We start from the raw sequence: 18,335 nt of genomic DNA on the forward strand, positions 1-18,335 counted from the left end.
ATCAATAGTTTAAGGTCAACACTTTTTAAACAAGATAAACTAAGTGAACTTAGTTTTTTATGCTTGCTTTTACCATTGGGTTATATACCGGAATTTAACATTTTTGACCAAGTGTTGGAAATTGAAGACTATCAAAAACTAGAAAATTTGTTACGAGAAGATCAAGATCATCCGTTTGGCATAGAAGTCAAAAATTATCAGACAGAAAAGAAAGAAGCCTATTTAATACTCAAAGTTTTGAATTCTGATATTTTCTTTTCAGAAAAAGAGAAAACAATAAACTTTATCGAGCAAATATTAGTACCAAATTTACAATCAGAATCTATTGCTAGTATTCTCAAAAGATATAATGTAGGCTTATCTTTTGTATGCGTAGAAGCAGTTAAAGAATTGCAAAATATTATTAGTGAGCAATCTAATGATAAAAACTCAGAAAATGGTTTAAAAAATATTATGGATAATAATAACAATTTACATCTACAACCTCCTATTACCTTACCAAATGAACAACCATCTCCTGAGCTACCAACTATCTTAGAACGTTTAGGTTAACTTAACTATTATCCTTACAAATGAGGTACAGAAGAAATTTATGCTATGACAGAATATTCATTAGAACAGAATAGTCCAAATAACACAGAAGAACTGGCAACGCATTTTTTAAGCAATTTGATCTCATTCAATTATGAAGGACGTAAATTAAAAATCGCTTCAGAAAACAAATTAATTGATAACTCAGACAATCAGTTAGGAAGTGGTCGTTTTAGCAGACGCAGAAAACAAGAGCTAGAACCATTTAATATCTATCCATTAGATGTAGTTGCAGCAACATTTTTATGCTGTAACCCAATTATTCAACAAGATTTAGTGCAGAGATTATGGGGTTGTAAATTAGCAATTCCCTTAGTGATTCAAGAAGGTGAGCATAAATCTCCTAAATTCTTTTTATGGGCAATGCGCTCCTTAGTAATGAAGTGGAAAGCTTTACAAGGAGAAGTTATTAAAAGTGAAGAACGGGGAATTGCTAATTATCCCATAGAAACAGTTAGCTTTATTAGGTTTGATAAGTCTGATTTTTCTAAATCATCTTTGTTAAACTGGGTAATCAGTGAAAATGAACCTGATAAATCTCATCCTATATTTTTTCACAGAAATTCCGAAGGTTCTACTAAAAATCGGCAGTTAGCAGATGGTATGGTAGAAATTGGTTGGTATTTACCTAATGGTGTACAGAAAGACATTTTTCAAGATATTGTATCTTTTACTAATCTGCGTGGTGATGCTAGAAGATATCCTATTCAACTAGAACTGATTAAACAAATTTCAGCTAAAGTTATAATCTTAACTTCTGCAAAAGAATTAAAATAAAAAGAAATTGAAATTGTACGAGGTTTATTATTAGCAGAAAAAAAAGTAATTATTTTATTAACTGATAAAACGATTACGGAAGAAGATGAAAAGACAGTTAATAACTTTTTAGAACATTTTTCTACTTATAGTGATGAAAAATTAACAATTTTAGATATTGAAAATAAAAATTCACCTGATATCAGAGACGAAATTAGAGCAACAGTTATAAATAGTAATACAAGTGGCAATAGTTATAAATTTAGCTTAGAAAATCTTGCTCAAACAATGCAACAACTGGGAATGGATATAGATGAGTTAAAAGAAAGCTGTCAGCAAGGAATTAAAAAAGCTAAAGAAATCTTACAGATTATTCAAAAGTACGATAAAGACAAACGCAAGACCGAGCTATTACCTTTACAGGGTAAAGATTGGGCAAATTGGGCTGAAGCTGATAAGGAAATTTATCGCTTAGAGAAAATTGGAGATGAAGAAACTGTAGATAAATACACAGAAAAACAAAACGAACGCAAAATAGAAAGTCGAAGACGGCAATTTAAGATAGTTCAAAATGGTCTTCCAGAAATGATGCAATTATTCATCAAAACACTTTTGATGGAACATCCTTCAATTCGAGAGTATTTTGTAAGGAGTTTAAAGCTTGGATTAGATGAACTTTCACGAGAGGAATTGCCACGTTTATATAGTTCCTATGGTGAACAGATGAGAAAAATTCATGAAGCTAAAACTCCAGAGGAAAAAGCTATTATTAACAAGGAACTTGACAAACTAGATCAGAAAATTTCATCTCAATCATTTGGCTTAGAGCATTTGCTACGAGAAATGGGTCAAATTTACTCAGTAGTGATGGAACTTCCTGAATCTGAAAGAGCCGAGTTCAAACAATTAGAATGTTTACCACAAATCGCTGCTGATTTACTATTGAGTGGGTATCCAGTAGAAATCATGGATGGAGATGTTGGTTCTGTTCCCTTTGTTTGGGTTGAAGCTGTTTTAAAAGAATTAAACAAAAACCTTAAAAAGCACGAAGGAAAAGAAAATCTGCAAGTTTTTGTGTTATCAGCAATGGGTATTCAAAGCTCTGGTAAGTCAACTTTGTTGAACACTATGTTTGGCCTACAATTTGCAGTTAGTGCGGGTCGTTGTACAAAAGGGGTTTATTTACAACCAGTGAGATTAGAACAGAAGTTAAGGGAAAAGTATAATATAGATTATATTTTTGTAGTAGATACAGAAGGTTTAAAATCTCAAGAACTTTCTTCTAGTTCCACTCGAAAACATGATAATGAACTTTCAACTTTTGTGATTGGTTTAAGTAATTTAGCTTTAATTAAGTTACCAGGAGAAAATAATACTTATTTACAAGAAATTTTTCCTATTTCTGTTCATGCTTTTTTAAGAATAAATGAGGTTGACTAACATCCTAAAACGAAAATAGCTCACCGATATGTTGATAAATGATCAGAAGAGAAAATAAAAACTCAAAGTAGTAAGTTGAATAAAAATCTGGATAAATACACCAGAATAGCCTGTGGAATCGAACTTAAACGGGTTCAAACATTTAAGGAAGTAATTGATTTCAATCTTACAGAAGATGTAGAATATTTGCCTTCCCTTTATGAAGGTGATGATGCAAGAAATGCCGTTATTCCTAACTACAGTAGAGAAGTCAATGGAATCAAGAGAAAAATTATACAAAGCTTAACATCTAGTAGAAAATTGTCAATATCTGAGTTTTATAAACATTTACAAAATCTTTGGGATGCGGTAAAGAAAGATGATTTTGTTTATGAGTTTAAAAACACTATTGAGACTCAAGCTAGAGGACAACTAGATAAAATCTGGAGTCAGATAGAAAGAGAATTTCGCACTCAAGTGACGGAATTCACAATTAACTCCTACACTAAAATTATGAATTGTAATGATGATGAAGAATTATCTAAAGTATCTGAGGTATTAAAGCTAGAATTGTCAGATCAAATAAACCAAATATTCTCTAAGCAAGAAGAAAATTTAAAACTTTTCTTTAAAAAGTCAAAAGGAATGTATGAAGACTCGATGCAGCAATGGGAATCGAGTACATTCACTAGATTAAGAGATTTGAGAGATAAATTAAAAAATCAAAATGAGCAGCAAATTGAAAGTTATTCTAATAATAGAAAAGCTGAACTCACTGTTGATAGAGAAGAAAAAACCTATGAAACAGGAATTACTGAACAGATAAGATCATTCGTCCAGCAAGAAAAACAGAAAAATAAACATGGAGAAATGCTTTCTTTATCTGAAGAAAAACTAAGAAAACTTTTTGAATCTCAATGGGTAATTTGGATAAGTCAATTAAGAAATCACTACACAAACCCTTTGAAACCAGCAAATGTAATAAGAGATATTCAATATAATTTAAGCGTTTTTTATAGGGATAAATGGGCTTACATTAGTAGAGAAATACAAGAACGTAAAAAACTTGGTAATTCTGATTATAGCCATTTTACTATCAATAAGCATCACTATGAATGGGATTGGCTACAAGCAGGCAAAAAAACAGTCGCTCAAATGACAAAGTTTTCAATACCAAAAGACGAAGAGCAGAAAGTTATCAGAGAGATCGAAAAAATAAAAAATAAGCTATTTGAAGATATTAACAAACTCTTAAGAGAAAAAGAAGAAAATTTACAGCCTTATAAGGAAACTGATATTGGAGATATTCTGAAACTAATTAATAGTACAAGAGAGAAAAAATCTGAAGAATTATTGCAAAATATTGCTTTTCGTTTAACTCTAGACTTAGAGATAGAATTAGCAATTGCAATATGTAGTCATGCAATTAAACGTTTGGAAAATATAGATAAAAAATATATAGACAATCATGATCCCATTAAGAAGCTCGAAAAAAATAAAGAGTATTATTTTGGAATTTTTAAAGTTAATTTTGACAAAGAAACCCTAGCAAGTACAATTGTATCGGTACTGTGTGAGATTATCAGACAAGGAATTATTGAGAAGATAGAAGTGAGTTTAGCATCTGAAATAAGGAATAAGATGTTAACTGTCTCTCATGCGAATATTCTTAATGATAAGAATTCGTTAATAGCAAGTATTCTCATTTCTCTAGCGAAGAAGGGAGATATAAAAGCTTATCATACTTATATTCATGATCCTGAACAGAGTATTAAAGACTGGATATATAGTTATGTTGAAGAATTTAATACTAATTTTGATCAAAAAGCAAATACTACAGTCAAGGGTATTCAATATGTTATAGAAAACAAAATCAAAGAACTATTATCCGCTGCTAGAAACTTTGTTGAATTAACCAATCAATATATTGAAAGTCAAGATGAAAATTCCCATAGTATTACCAATTGGACTAAAAAATTTCGTGAATTAACAAGAGAAAATCTCATTATCAAAAATATTGATCAGATTGAAACCTTAGTTTCCAATTTTGATGGTAATTTTGATTTTCAATATCTTCAAAATCAAATTAGTAAAGAATTAGAGTCTACCAGACCACAACTAGCTAGTGAAACGAGTGACCTTGCTAAAGATGGGCAAGAGAAATATATCAATTTAAGAGCCAAGGTTGCAGAAGAAATAATTCACGAAAAAATTGGTTGTCTAAAGAGTTGTCCCTTCTGTGGAGAAATCTGTATTAGCGGTGAAAACGGACATCAAGATAATCATAGAACTCCATATCATCGTCCACAAGGGATATATGGTTATTCCTGGGACGAAGATAGTGATCCAATAAAAGCTAAGAAGTTAAGTACAGAGAATTGCCAACACCTTGTTCATGGTGATTACAGATTTAAAAATCGTGCCACTAATAATCAATGGATATCCTATAAAGACTATCGCCAAGTAAATGATTACTATGCTTCATGGCAAATAAATGGTGATCCGTCAATTGAAGCTTCTAGTTACTGGAAGTGGTTTATGGCAACATATTCTTATCAACTTGCACAGCTATACAAGAAAAAAGAGCCAGATATACCAGAATCTTGGAAATCATTAACTAAGGAGAAGGAAATAGAAAAGTTGCGGAAACTAATTAATGGTTAGTATTGCTACCTAGCCTGACTTCTATTTTTAATAGAATATTAATCACGAATACAATCTTTCTCATAAATAAACCTCTTCCATAAAAGTATGGAAAGTTAATTCTTGGTGAGATAAAATATTGCTACTTCATTAAGTTATAAAAAATTTGAGTTGGCAGAGTTGGATCTGTAGCTATCAATTTAAAGCTAACGCTTTTCTGGAAGTAAAAAATCTAACTTCCAAAACAATATGCTACAAGCAGTGCTTCCCAACTCAAATGAAACCTTCCTCCAAAACGCTGTTGTTGAAAAATACAACTTCTCCAAACTAAACAAAACACGCATCCGGTTCAAAATTCAGTTAAAGAAAACCACCAAAAGCAATGCTCCAAAATGGGCAGATGTTCTCAAATCATCTCAAAATGAACAAGAATCGGACTTAGTAAAAGTCACAAGTTCAGAAGTTGGTTTAAAAGGCATCAAAGTTTTCAAAGCTTTAGATGAAGCAGCAAACAAACTTAGACAAGAAATTTCTTCAGTCCAAGAATGGATGAATTATGACAATGGTGATTGGATTTGTTCCATAGACCTAGCACCCATAGTTTGGAGTCAATTAATCGAAATTAGAGATCATATTGCTCCTGCTTTACGAACTCAACTCAGAGAAGAATATGAGGAAGGTTTTGCAGATTACCAACAACGGATTGATAAATTCCTCTCACTCAATGCTTGGCAGTTATCTGGAGAACAACAACAAGAAGTTAAGCATAATTTAGTGAAAGCTTTTCCCTGTGTAGAAGAACTAGAAGACTATTTACAAGTAGTAATTGGTCGTCCTGTGATTATTCCCGCTCTTAGTGAACAATTGTCAGAACAACAAGCCGAATGTTTAGAACAAATCACTAGATTTATCGAACATTATGACAGAAATCTAGAACAAACACTCAGAGAATCAGCGATCGCTGGAGGTGAACAACTAGCAGCGCAATTACTCGAAGATTTGAGCAATTGGGAACCAGGACGCAAGCCAGTCAACTTCAAGAAAAAGATGGAACGTCATTTCAAGAAAGTGCAAATGCTTTTGGGTAACGCCAGTTTTGAAGCAGGTAGCAGTCTGGAACAAATGATGACTCATCTAGAAGACATTCTCGAAAACGCTTCTGTAGATGCCAAAAGGCTTGATTCACAGGGACGTTCTCAATTAGAGGGAAAAATGGATGAAATTTACGCCAAGCTGCTGGATGAACAACGTCATCTGCAAAGATTAGCCAGTGATGAAGGTATGGGTTTAACCAAAGCTACAGCTATGTCTCTTAAGCTCCGCTAGGAAAAACAGCTAACAATCTAACCGTATCATCCCTGAGCAAAACCAGGTGTGACGTGTAGATGAAAACAATACACCTCCCCATCTTGCTACGCAATTAAGAGGGGAAGGGATAGCAGATGTTTCCCTGTCTATCACAACCATATTAACTTGCCAATTCGCAGTGACTAGAGGTAAATAGATGTCACATTTTTCAACTGTCACCACAAAATTAACTAACCGTCAATGCTTGGTAAAAGCTCTACAAGATTTACAGCTTACTGTCCAAGTTCATGAAAAACCACAACTGCTAAAAGGTTATTACGACGACTCCGAAGGCAAAAGTGCTGAAATTGTTGTTCCTGGTTCTACTTTAAATGTCCGCGCAGATATCGGGTTTATGTGGGAGCAAGAAGCTGGGGTGTATCAAATCATTCACGATGCCTATGAAACCGTACCCCGACTGGGAGAAAACTTCTTTTCTCATACCCTCATGCAAGCCTACGGTAAAAACATGGTTCGCGCTAAAGCAGAGCAGTTACAAGAACGGCTAGGAGAATGCACCATCACAGAAGAAACCACAGGTCAGGTACATACCTTACGTCTTGCATTTTCAGCACATCAACAAACCCAACAAGTACGGAGATAGTTTATGGAAAGGGCAATATTGATACATTTTGACGCTGGTACAGGTGAAGTAAAAATAGAAGCTGAGGGATTTGAGGGTTTGTCCTGTCTGGAAGCAACTCAACCGTTTGAGGAAGCTTTGGGGATAGTGGAGAGCGATCGCACCTACAAACCAGAATCTCAACAACAGGTTCGCACCACCAATACCCATCAACACCGACTGCATCAGTAAATCTTCAAAGGGGGAATAAACGAAATTCCCCCATCTTTTCATGAGCAAACTATCTGAAGAATATCCCATGCTCCATATCTACACCTCAAAAGGAGCGCGACAACCAGTGGTTATCAAAGGAAACACTGAGGGACTTTGCACTTTAGTTAATGCCCTAATTTCGGCTATTGCTCATCCACAGTCCTCTGAAATCGCTGAAGTCTTTAACAGTGATGCCGAAACTTACGAAGTAGTTGTACATCTTGTTACCACTCATAACGAACTTTCTCCCGTACCTGAGCAAAATTAACAACCATGAAATTATCAAACCTAATTACCACCATTGACTCTCAAATACCCATTGTGGCTTTAGAGGTTCTATCTCCTGAAGAAGCAACCATTATTCAATGGTTAACTACTGAAGTCATGGACAAACTCAATAGTCCTGTGTATTTCTGGAATTTAGGAGTGTCCAGCTTGGAGCAATGTCTAATTGCTGACGACGGTGGACTGGTATTCAAATCAATTGATACTTATAAAAAGCCTCCTCATGCTGACCCCTTAATATACGTATTTGAGTACATCAGCAATTTTGAGGGGAATGGGGTTTTCATTCTGGGAGACGTTCACCCCTTTGTGGGTAAAAACTCCTTGCAATTAAGTTGGGAAGTTCTCACCAGAGTCAAAAACTTGTATCATCGTCTCAAACCAACTGAAAAACGCATTGTACTCCTGGGTCAAAATATTCAACTGCATGAATCTTTACTGAGGCTTATTCCTTGCTGTGAAGTTCCTTTACCTTGCATTGAGCAAATTCAAGACCATTTAGCATCATATCTGCTATATTTACAAGAATCTGCCAGTGAACAAGAGGTGAATTTTACAGTTTCTCTGACCACTGAAGATAAAGAAACCTTGGCAAGAGCAGCATTAGGTTTGACACTGGAAGAAATCAGCGACTTCCTGCGGTTGACTGTGAAAGAACGCCTCACTTCTCAAGGGATTGTGATAGATGCTACAATCATTTCCTTGGTTGTCGAATACAAAACTCGGCTATTAGCTCAAATGGGTATTGAATTGGGTAAACCCACAACAATACCTTTTGGCGGTTTGGATTTACTGCGGGATTGGCTGCAACGCCGTCGTCGGTTATTTTCCCAAGAAGCGCGATCGCTCAATTTACCCCAACCCAAAGGAGTGCTACTAGCAGGGCCACCGGGGACAGGTAAATCAATAGTAGCCAAGAACATTGCAACTATCCTTAATCTTCCATTGTTGCAACTAGACATTGCTTCAATGCTGGGTAGTCTAGTGGGAGAATCTGAAGGTAATGTCCGCCGCGCACTAAGTACGGCTGAAGCGATCGCACCTTGTGTGTTATGGATTGATGAAGTAGAGAAAGCTCTTTCCGCTAACGGCGATACTTCTGGAGTTTCACAAAGGATTCTGGGCAATATCCTCACGTTCATGTCTGAGTGTACAGCAGGGGTGTTTGTGGTAGCAACCTGTAATGACCCAACTGCTTTACCGATTGAATTCAAGCGCAAAGGACGGTTTGACGAAAATTTCTTTGTTGACCTCCCCACAGAACCAGAACGTTGTCAAATTCTCAAGATTCATCTAGAAAGATACGGTATAAAAGTTCCTCAAGAGTATTTGGAGGCGATCGCTGCTAGTACCAGCAAGTTTAGCGGTGCTGAATTAGAAACTCTAGCATCAGAAGCTGCACTACTGGCTTTTGATGAAGGAAGACCGCAGCAGGTAACACTAGCTGACTTAGAAAATTGCCAGCAAAATATTACACCTTTAGCTGTTCAAGATGCTGCTGCTGTTGAACGGATGCAGTCGTGGTCAAAGGTGGCACGACCAGCTTCTAGTTCTGTGCAGGTTTCTAAGAGGAGTCTCCGTACTTCTAGGTTTCGTACAAATTAGTACACAACAAAAGAGCGATGGCGCGGAGCGCCCTGGAGGGAACTATCGCTAATGCAAGCAGTTAGCTGTTTACAAAGCATCTCATAGGAAATTTAGGTGTTCTGCGATCGCCTTTGGTAGTGCGCTCCCTTTCCCTATCTCTGGTAAATGAGTAATCAATCATTGTACTCACTCATCTATTAATCCCATACAAAAATGCTCCTAATAGTAAACTAGGAGCGTTTCTGTTTCTCAAATGTTTTTGAGTTATTTAATCGAACAAAGATGCAAATATCCATTTCACCTGGTAAATGCTTGGATAGCCAAACTTCAAGCAGCCTCTAAGAAATCTCGCTGTAACGGATTTTCTGGGAAAAATACAGCAGGTGAAACTTTAAAAAAATCCGCAAGTTTTTGGATATGTTCAACAGTTAATTTACGTTTACCATTGAGTACATCAGAAACAATTGATTCGGTTTTAAAGATAGGAACTAAATCTTTTTGTTTGAGATTTAATTCTGCAATCAGAACTTTGAGAAGGTCTACTCCGTAAATATCAGGAACTAAATCTTGTTGTTGCTCATATTCGTGGATTAAAATTCCCAACAGATCCAAATAATCTTCTTCCGCCTCGGTTAATTCTCCTTTATCAAGAAGCTTATCAACCACTGCTTGAGTTTTCTCTAAATCTTCTTCAGATTTTATGGTACGAGGAGGAAAAGACGTAATTAATTCTATGTAGCTAGTGTTTTGATTTAGCATTTCATGTTTATGGGATTATTTGGTTAATCAAACTAAGATTAATAAACATTGATCCTAGTTTTCAAGAATAGCGTTTTATTTCAGGTTAGCTATCAAACCATTCGTCATTTTTCCAGTTATCTTTACTATATTCTGCATGAGTAAGAAAGTCACGAATATATATAGCTCTCTTCTTATAATTGATACAGGTTATCAATCTGTATTTGTTTCCTCCAATATCAAAAATGACGAAGTTTTTAACTTGGTCAGGTGCAAAAGGTACAGTAGTTTTAACATCTGCAAAACTATTCCATTCTTGCAATTTTACAAGTTTTATCCAGGTTTGTATACTTGCTTGAGCGTCGGGGTGTTTTTCACAAGCCTTCTTGAGCCTGGTTTCGGTAACGATTCGCATAATCAGGTTTTCCTCGTATACAAATAAAAATGCTTCTCATCATCTTTTCTCCTGATTTCATGTTCAGTAACTAAAAGCCTTACTTAACTAATAGGAAGAAGTCAGGCTTCAGATTTTGCATGGAATAATCTTAGCAAATTGCGAAGTTAATTGCAAGTGCCTGAATCATAAGTAATATTGCTTGCTTTTGGAGCAATTAGAACAGCATTCTACCAGTCCTTACAACTTCCTGAATGAAAATATGACATCCGGTGAGCAGCTATCGTTCACTGCACCACTAATTCAAGTATTTAGCTGACAACCACACTTTAAAATATCAACAGGACAATTATGGAAATATATTTGGTATTCGTAGATGCTGCCCAGAATAGCAATAAGTTCTGGAGTGCCAAAGTTGAGCAAGAAAATTTAACTGTTGAATGGGGTCGAGTAGGATATAAATCTCAGCAGAAAGTTCATGATTGTGGAAACCATGAAAAAGCAGTTTATAAATTCAACAATCTTGTTGCTGAAAAGAAAATGAAAGGCTACCGAGAAAGCCAAGCTCAAATTGACAATAATTCTGATTCTTCGGAAATCAAAAGAGCTATTCAATTGCTAGAAATATTACGTCCTTATGTAGCTGAAAGACAATTTGCAAATAGCAATTATTTAGAGTCCTTGAACCAATATCTCAAAATTGTCCCTACACCTTTGGGTATGAAAATAATACCATCATTAATATACCGTCATGTAGGGGACGTAGACCACCAACTATCACTGCTGAACTCTTTATTGGCAACTGAATCTGTTGAAGGTGAAAATACAGCAGAAGTTGGTAATAACAGGAAAGTTATCAGCTTGAAAACTATTAGTAAAAATTTCTGGAGGCATATCTAATACTGCCTCACATTCCAATTCTCAAGTTTGTCAACCTGTTAATGTAAATTTTTCAGCCATAAATGTTCACAGATTATTTATAAATGATATGGCTTACTGATTAAGGTAAGCTATATTTTTTCTCTAATATCACTTTACTTTAAAGATGCACATATAGCATTTCTTAGTCTCATGAAGTACAAAATTATCTGCGTCCATCTGCGTCCATCTGCGTTCAATTATTACTGCCCATACTTCACTTGAATACGAATATCTATAACATATTTAAATCGTAACTTTGCGCTATGCGCCCATTACCAAAACTATTTTTTGGCAATGGAATATGTTTACAATCAACTCAACAATAGAATCAGAATTAAAAACCACACCCCAGCAAAGATGGGAAAACAACAAACAGGCAATTATTACCCTGCAAAATTTAAACACCACTCCCACCCAAGAACAACTACAAACATTAGCAAAATTCAACGGATGGGGCTGTTTACCAGAAATATTTAGCTTAAATCCACAAAGCAGATGGGTTGCTAAAGCACAAAAAGAATTGCTAACTTTACTGGAACAAAATGAATTTAATAACGCTGCTAGTAGCATATTAAATGCCCATTATACAGAACCAAAAATTATCCGTAGTATTTGGGAAATGCTATCACGCATAGGATTTACAGGAGGCAGAATATTAGAACCAGCTTGCGGTACTGGCTTATTCTTTGGATTAATGCCAGAAGATATACGCTGCAATTCAAAACTATTTGGAATAGAATTAGATAAAACACCCGCTACCATAGCCAGATATCTATATCCTGAAGCTAAAATCTATAATCAGGGGTTTGAAGAAGTCAGCTTCCCAGAAGGATACTTTGATTTGGTATGTGGGAATTTTCCCTTTGGTAATTATGGAGTAAACGACTCAAAATATAACTTTCTGGGAGTCAGCATCCATAACTATTTTCTAGCCAAATCTGCCGACTTAGTGAGAGAGGGAGGGTTAATTGCAGTCATTACTTCTACCTACACTTTAGATGCTCCCAGTTCTCAAAAGTTCCGAGCTTGGTTAGGACAAAAACTAGAACTGGTAACAGCCGTAAGACTTCCTAGTGGAGTATTTAACACCATAGCTAGAACTCAAGTTAGCCCCATTCTGCTAATCTTTCAAAGAGTAAAAAATCCTCGTCATGCCAATACATCAAAATGGATAAATACTCAAGAAGTGCAAATTGTTCCTCAAGATTGGGGTAATGAAGGTGAAAAAACTAAAGCACATCTCAACGAATATTTCTTGAGTGAATTTCAAGGCAGAAGTTTTGATAAATATTATCAAAACCAACTGCGAAAATCTCCCCAATACACACATTTACAACAGAGAATCTATCCTCATGTACATCACTTACTAGGTACACCAAGCATTAATAAACTGTACAGTGAAGGTTTTGCTCTCTTAGATGATGGTAGAGATTTATCTGAAGCACTGTGTAAAATACCTCTAAATGTTAACTACTCTCCTAGAAAGGAAACCGAGGAACTACTGTTAGTTCCACCTGAACTGCAACATATTAAAGAAATGGCTTTTTGTATTCATGAAAACCAAATTTATCAAAGAGCGAAAAGCCATTTAGTTTTAGTAGAAACAGTAGAGAGAAATCGAATTGAGGATTTTTGGCAGCTACGTAGTTGTTTAATAAAAGTCATCAATGCCCAACAAACAGTAAATGATGAGGAATTAACACAACTTCAAAAAGAACTAAAAAACAGCTATAACTCATTCATTCGCAAATGGGGAAGAATCAATAGCAAGTACAACCTAATACACCTGGGAAAAGACCCCAACTATTATTTAGTCAGAACTCTAGAAAAGAGCGATTACAAATTAGCTGATATTTTCTCTAAACGAGTCTGTCGTTCATATTCCGCTCCCACAAAAGTCAATTCAGCCCAAGATGCTTTAACACATTCTCTGAATATTAAAGGTTGCTTAGATTTGGATTATATCTCAGAAATTAGCCACCTGACTCCAGAGGAAATTATTCAAGAACTCGACGCTGATAATCTCATCTTTTATAATCCAAGTAACCAAAAATGGGAACTTGCGGCTCAATATTTATCTGGTAACGTTTACAGAAAACTGCAAGAAGCAATCGCAGTTAATTTACCAAAAAACATAGAAGCACTCAAAGCAGTTCAACCGTTACCAATGCTTCCCGATGCTACAGAAGATATCAAACTTGCTTGTCTAGAAACATCAAATATTGATTGGAATTCTCTCACAGATTCCCAAAAAGATAAAATCTTGAACAAGAAAATTCACATAATGCTAGGTACAAACTGGATTAAACCAGAAATTTACCAGCAATTTGCGAAAGAGATATTGAAAATTAAAGTGACGATATCTCACATTACTTCATCTAGCACATCTTTTTGGACTGTAGGGGAAAATTCTGACGATATTACAGAATATGGCACAAGTTATATTGATAGTGCCAAACTTTTGGAAAAAGGATTAAATCGTCAAGACCCCAGAATCATTATTTACGCAAGCAAGGATACCATTAATACTTTAGCATCTAATGAAGCGACAGAAGAAGCCAGGGCTAAATTAGAATTAATCAAATCTGCCTTTAGAAATTGGGTTTGGGAAAATCAACAAAGATGTGTGGAATTGTATACATATTACAACACACAAATTAATGTTTTCTCTGCTCGAAAATATAATGGTAATTACCTCCAGCTTCCTGGTAGTAATCCTGATGTGCAATTAAACTATTGGCAATTAGATGGTGTTTCTAGAATTCTCGAAGAAAATGCCACTTTTCTAGCCCATGATGTAGGACTTGGTAAAACATATACCATGATTGCATCTATCATGGAATGTCGGCGGTTAGGATTAGCCAGAAAACCAATGTTAGTTGTGTTGAATGGCACTGAAAAGCAAATTGAAGAGAGTTTTAGATATCTCTATCCAATGGCAAACTTATTAGTTCCTGAAAAACTAGATGCCGAAGGTAGAAAAATCTTCACTGCTGCCATTCAAACAGGAGATTTTGATTGCACTATCATTACTCATTCCCAATTCTTTAGTTTAGCATTATCGGAAGATTATCAATTAGCATTCCACCATCAAGAAAAAGAAATTCTCCAAGCTTTCTTGAGAAACGAGTCAAACGACAGAATCACCACTAAACAGCTAAAGAAGGCGTTAAAAAGCCTAGAGAATAAAATCAACAAGGTAACAGCATCAACCAGAAAAGACAATCACATTGATTTTGATAATTTGACAGATATGTTGGTGATAGATGAAATTCATGAATTTAAGAATTTATCTATCATTACCAAAATGTACAACATCAGAGGGATTCCCAATAATTGGAGTCAACGTGCTAGTGATACGTACATGAAGATTCTGCATACTCTGGGAGATATGCTCACAGAAACTTGCTCCCGATTCACAGGAAAGGTAATTGGTGCAACTGGTACAATTCTGTCTAATACTATGGCAGAATTATTTAATTGGATGCGGATGTTTCAACTTCCTAAATTACGAGAATTAGGAATAGAAACTTTCGATGAATGGGCTAGTCAATTTGCAGAACCTACTTCTTCGGCTGAAGTTACTGCTAGTGGTAAATACAAAGTAGTGACTCGGTTTAAGAGTTTCTGCAATATCCAAGCTCTCCGAGGGCTGATGGATCAATTTGTTGACCTTCGCACAAATGATAACATTGGTGATGTTTTAAAACGTCCAAAACCTAAGTTTATTGATGTCGTTGTAGAACCATCTCCAGCACAATTACAATTTCTTAGGGAAGCCCTCAAAAGGTCTGAAAAAATTTACACTCGGCAAGTTGCACCCAGCATTGATAATATGCTGAAGGTAACAACGGATCTCACAAAAGCTGCTTTAACTATGCGCTTATTGGGAGAAACTAAAGAAGCAGATACCAGCAAGTTGCATGAGTGTGTTTGGAATAGTTGGCAAATTTGGAAGTTAACAAATAATGTCAAGGGAACTCAATTAATATTCTGTGATGCTAGTATTCCTAAAGCAGATAAATACAGTACCTATTTGTATTTGAAAATGCTGTTTATAGCATTAGGTATTCCAGAATCACAAATTGCCTTTGTTCATGATTTCAATAAATCTAAGCGGACTAAACTATTTGATTTAATTGATTCTGGTCAGGTGCGTATTTTACTGGGAAGCACGAAGAAATTAGGTACAGGTTGCAATGTCCACCGTCGCGGATTATGGGCTATACACCACCTAGATGCCCCTTGGCGACCTTCTGACTTAACTCAACGAGAGGGGAGAGGTATTAGACAAGGAAACGGGGAATTAATGGGTTCTACGTTGCCTTTCGTTTGGATATTTAGGTATGTTACGGAACGCCTGGATGCCCTTAGATGGCAAACTTTACAGTGGAAGCAGGAAATGACGACTAAATTCCTGAATGGTGAGGATTTGGATAATGTAGAAGATTGTGATCAGGGGGTTTATTCCTATGCTCAAATTAAGTCAATGGCTACAGGAAATTCTCTGTTAATTGAGGAGTCTAATTTGCGGAGTGAGTTGAATTCTCTACTTATTCAACAAAGGAGTCATCAAAGACAACAATTTAGTTTGGGTTGGAATATAGATAACTGGAATCGCAAAATTCAAGATTTAAAACTCAAGATTGAGTTGCTTCAGGAGGACTTACAAATAATCAAGCCAGTATTAAAGGACATAGAAGCAGCGCAGATTGCTAGACGAATTTCTCTAGAGTGTAAAGAGATTTTCCAGAATCAATATACTTCTGCAAGAAAGGTTGCTAATTATCGAGGATTTGATGTGTATGCTTATTATCGTCCTGGTAATAATAAGTTAGGTATATACATCAAATGTTGTGGAAATGAGTATTATTTCCCCTGGGTGATGAACAACAAAAGAGAAAGTATTGAGTTTCAGCGTTCTCATCCTCTAATCAATCTTGATGCGCTGATAGATTCATTACCAGAATATCTGCCAAGATTGCAAGAAGAATTGGAAAACGCACAAGTTGAAAATACTAGACTTGAATCTCTTGTAGGACAATCTTTTCCGCATACAGAAAGGATTGCTGATATTTCCCAACGTTTGCAGGAAATTGATGCTATTTTACAAGAGGATGAAGCTGCTTTAGATGTTTCTGAGGTGTCATCTCATGAGGAGAATAGTGAAGATAGTGATGATGATTTTTGGTTAGATGATGAAAGGTGCATTCAAGAATGTCACATTCACCCAGGAATAGTAGATAAATTGTTTAGTCGCAGCATTGAAAATATCGAATGGATTAGCGATATTTCTCAGGTTGTCAAGACTATAAAACCTATTGATTATCAAGCTTCTGCATCTAGCACAATTAACAAAATACATGATTTTACTAGCAGTATCAATAAGGTAGGAGGTGTTCAACTTAGTCTGTTTTGAGATTACTGCTAGAGTTTTTGATTACTTTAAAGCTGGGTATTGGGGAACTGCTTCCCCAGCGCCTATTTTTTATTTTTTAAGTTAGATATTCAATATTTTAAAAACATTACGTAAGTAGTTGTGCAAAATAAATTTTATAGTTAGGAGAGGAAACAGGGAACACAGAATTAAGTTTTATATATACGTCAAAAAAGCCTAAATAACGACATATAAATTCTGCTTTAATACAGTGAAAATATTGATATATCGCTACGCGAAACATTTGTGTAAATCATGAAAATCAAAAATCACTGTGTTTCAGGAAATAATTATGCAATCTGTACTTACTTTAATGATAGAAGCTATCTGTGTTACTTTCTTTGTAGCGATGTTTATAGATTTTATTGCTGGGATTTTTCAATTAATACAAGCTACAACACAAGTTACACCAGACAACATATCAATATCAATTCCTAAAGTCAATAAACCAGTTATTGTTCAACCATTACCTGACCCTTGGAACATGGAATTAGAAAGTGATATTTCATCTGGCGAAACCATGAAAAGTGAAACTATTCCTTTTCCTGTTCCTGTTCCTACACTAAAACTTTTACCACCTGCAAAAGAAATTAAATCAGAACCAAAACGCAGAGGAAGACCAAAAAATAATAATACAACCGCTACTCCAAAAACTACTTCTACACGCAAACGCAAATCACCTCAAAAAGCTGCTGCGTGAACAAACAAAGATAATCACTTACTGTCTAAATCATCTTTGGATACTATGTAAGAAGTCCAAAAACCTAAATCATAGCATTTTTCAATCTTAGGTGATGGTTTAGGTATCAATCCTGATCAAGTTTTACTATTACAGGGAAAGAAAAAAGGGGAATAAAAATTTAACCTTTAATTTTTCCCTCAATAACTGAATACTTCCAAGCTAATTAAGCAAGCGATAATAGTTGTTTTCATTGACAAATAGTATTTGTTCTGTCTATACTAGAAAATATTAAATTCGCGTAGTCAAAAATTAAACTCACTCCAGGAATAAAATCATAAAGTTTGAATAAATTTATAGCATTATCAAGTCTGATTCATATCACTTAATGATTGAAAGCCAGCATAGAAAATGCAATTCATTAAAATACAAACTGCTGTAAATATAATCTGGAAAACTATGCTACTTATTTGCCCTAAATGCCAAAGTGATAACTATCGTAAATTATCTCTAATTTATCAAGAAAATGTCACTCATAGCACTAGCACAGTCAGAGGTTCTATAGGTTCAAAATCTGCTGCTGCTTATAAAAATGAAACTAATACTACATCACTAGGTAAGATAGCAGCACCACCAGAAAAACCAAAATTAAATATTATTTTAATTCTTAAAATCATTTTTCTTACCTGGATAGGTATTATAG

The 18,335-nt window shown here is 35.2% G+C and carries 13 protein-coding genes and 2 pseudogenes; 13 read left to right on the forward strand and 2 right to left on the reverse strand.

What is annotated here, in order from left to right; translation table 11 throughout:
- The 9 genes and pseudogenes from A0J48_RS22380 to A0J48_RS22420 form a co-directional block, all read left to right on the forward strand.
- Positions 1-552 (forward strand): hypothetical protein (locus A0J48_RS22380; protein WP_234301102.1); only part of this gene is annotated, 552 nt, incomplete at its 5' end.
- Between the two features lie 45 nt (positions 553-597).
- Positions 598-1,701 (forward strand): annotated as a pseudogene (locus A0J48_RS22385) (hypothetical protein); the annotation flags it as partial.
- A gap of 108 nt (positions 1,702-1,809) precedes the next feature.
- The gene (locus tag A0J48_RS22390) at positions 1,810-2,787 is read left to right on the forward strand and encodes a P-loop NTPase family protein (RefSeq protein ID WP_459213937.1); all 978 of its coding nucleotides are present in this window, start codon (positions 1,810-1,812) and stop codon (positions 2,785-2,787) included.
- Positions 2,788-2,862: 75 nt separating this feature from the next.
- Positions 2,863-5,430, forward strand: a complete 2,568-nt coding sequence (locus tag A0J48_RS22395) for a hypothetical protein (RefSeq protein WP_200326797.1) — start codon at positions 2,863-2,865, stop codon at positions 5,428-5,430.
- Positions 5,431-5,658: 228 nt separating this feature from the next.
- Positions 5,659-6,735 carry a hypothetical protein gene (locus tag A0J48_RS22400; RefSeq protein ID WP_200326798.1) on the forward strand — a complete coding sequence of 359 codons (1,077 nt, stop codon included), beginning with the start codon at positions 5,659-5,661 and terminating at the stop codon, positions 6,733-6,735.
- Between the two features lie 178 nt (positions 6,736-6,913).
- Positions 6,914-7,360: a DUF1257 domain-containing protein gene (locus A0J48_RS22405; RefSeq protein WP_200326799.1), complete on the forward strand. Its 447-nt coding sequence runs from the start codon at positions 6,914-6,916 to the stop codon at positions 7,358-7,360.
- Between the two features lie 3 nt (positions 7,361-7,363).
- Complete coding sequence (locus A0J48_RS22410; RefSeq protein WP_200326800.1) at positions 7,364-7,570, forward strand: DUF2997 domain-containing protein; 207 nt, start codon at positions 7,364-7,366, stop codon at positions 7,568-7,570.
- Between the two features lie 40 nt (positions 7,571-7,610).
- Entirely contained in the window at positions 7,611-7,859 is a 249-nt protein-coding gene (locus tag A0J48_RS22415) for a hypothetical protein (RefSeq protein ID WP_200326801.1), read from the forward strand.
- A 5-nt stretch (positions 7,860-7,864) separates the two neighbouring features.
- Positions 7,865-9,481: an AAA family ATPase gene (locus tag A0J48_RS22420; RefSeq protein ID WP_200326802.1), complete on the forward strand. Its 1,617-nt coding sequence runs from the start codon at positions 7,865-7,867 to the stop codon at positions 9,479-9,481.
- A 309-nt stretch (positions 9,482-9,790) separates the two neighbouring features.
- On the opposite strand, the gene A0J48_RS22425 is transcribed toward A0J48_RS22420, so the two are convergent.
- Positions 9,791-10,222 (reverse strand): helix-turn-helix domain-containing protein, encoded by a 432-nt coding sequence (locus A0J48_RS22425; protein ID WP_200326803.1) that lies wholly within the window; start codon positions 10,220-10,222, stop codon positions 9,791-9,793.
- Between the two features lie 85 nt (positions 10,223-10,307).
- Positions 10,308-10,616 (reverse strand): type II toxin-antitoxin system HigB family toxin, encoded by a 309-nt coding sequence (locus A0J48_RS22430; protein WP_200326804.1) that lies wholly within the window; start codon positions 10,614-10,616, stop codon positions 10,308-10,310.
- Between the two features lie 330 nt (positions 10,617-10,946).
- Between A0J48_RS22430 and A0J48_RS22435 the strand changes: the two genes are divergently transcribed.
- The 4 genes and pseudogenes from A0J48_RS22435 to A0J48_RS22450 form a co-directional block, all read left to right on the forward strand.
- A complete protein-coding gene (locus A0J48_RS22435; RefSeq protein ID WP_200326805.1) occupies positions 10,947-11,495 on the forward strand; it encodes a WGR domain-containing protein in 549 nt (182 codons plus the stop codon).
- A 322-nt stretch (positions 11,496-11,817) separates the two neighbouring features.
- Positions 11,818-16,935 carry a helicase SNF2 gene (locus tag A0J48_RS22440; RefSeq protein ID WP_200326806.1) on the forward strand — a complete coding sequence of 1,706 codons (5,118 nt, stop codon included), beginning with the start codon at positions 11,818-11,820 and terminating at the stop codon, positions 16,933-16,935.
- A 310-nt stretch (positions 16,936-17,245) separates the two neighbouring features.
- Positions 17,246-17,653: a DNA-binding protein gene (locus tag A0J48_RS22445; protein ID WP_200326807.1), complete on the forward strand. Its 408-nt coding sequence runs from the start codon at positions 17,246-17,248 to the stop codon at positions 17,651-17,653.
- Positions 17,654-18,091: 438 nt separating this feature from the next.
- Positions 18,092-18,335 (forward strand): annotated as a pseudogene (locus A0J48_RS22450) (hypothetical protein); the annotation flags it as partial.

The sequence above is a fragment of the Sphaerospermopsis aphanizomenoides BCCUSP55 genome (genome assembly GCF_001586785.1).
Lineage (GTDB): Bacteria > Cyanobacteriota > Cyanobacteriia > Cyanobacteriales > Nostocaceae > Sphaerospermopsis_A > Sphaerospermopsis_A aphanizomenoides_A.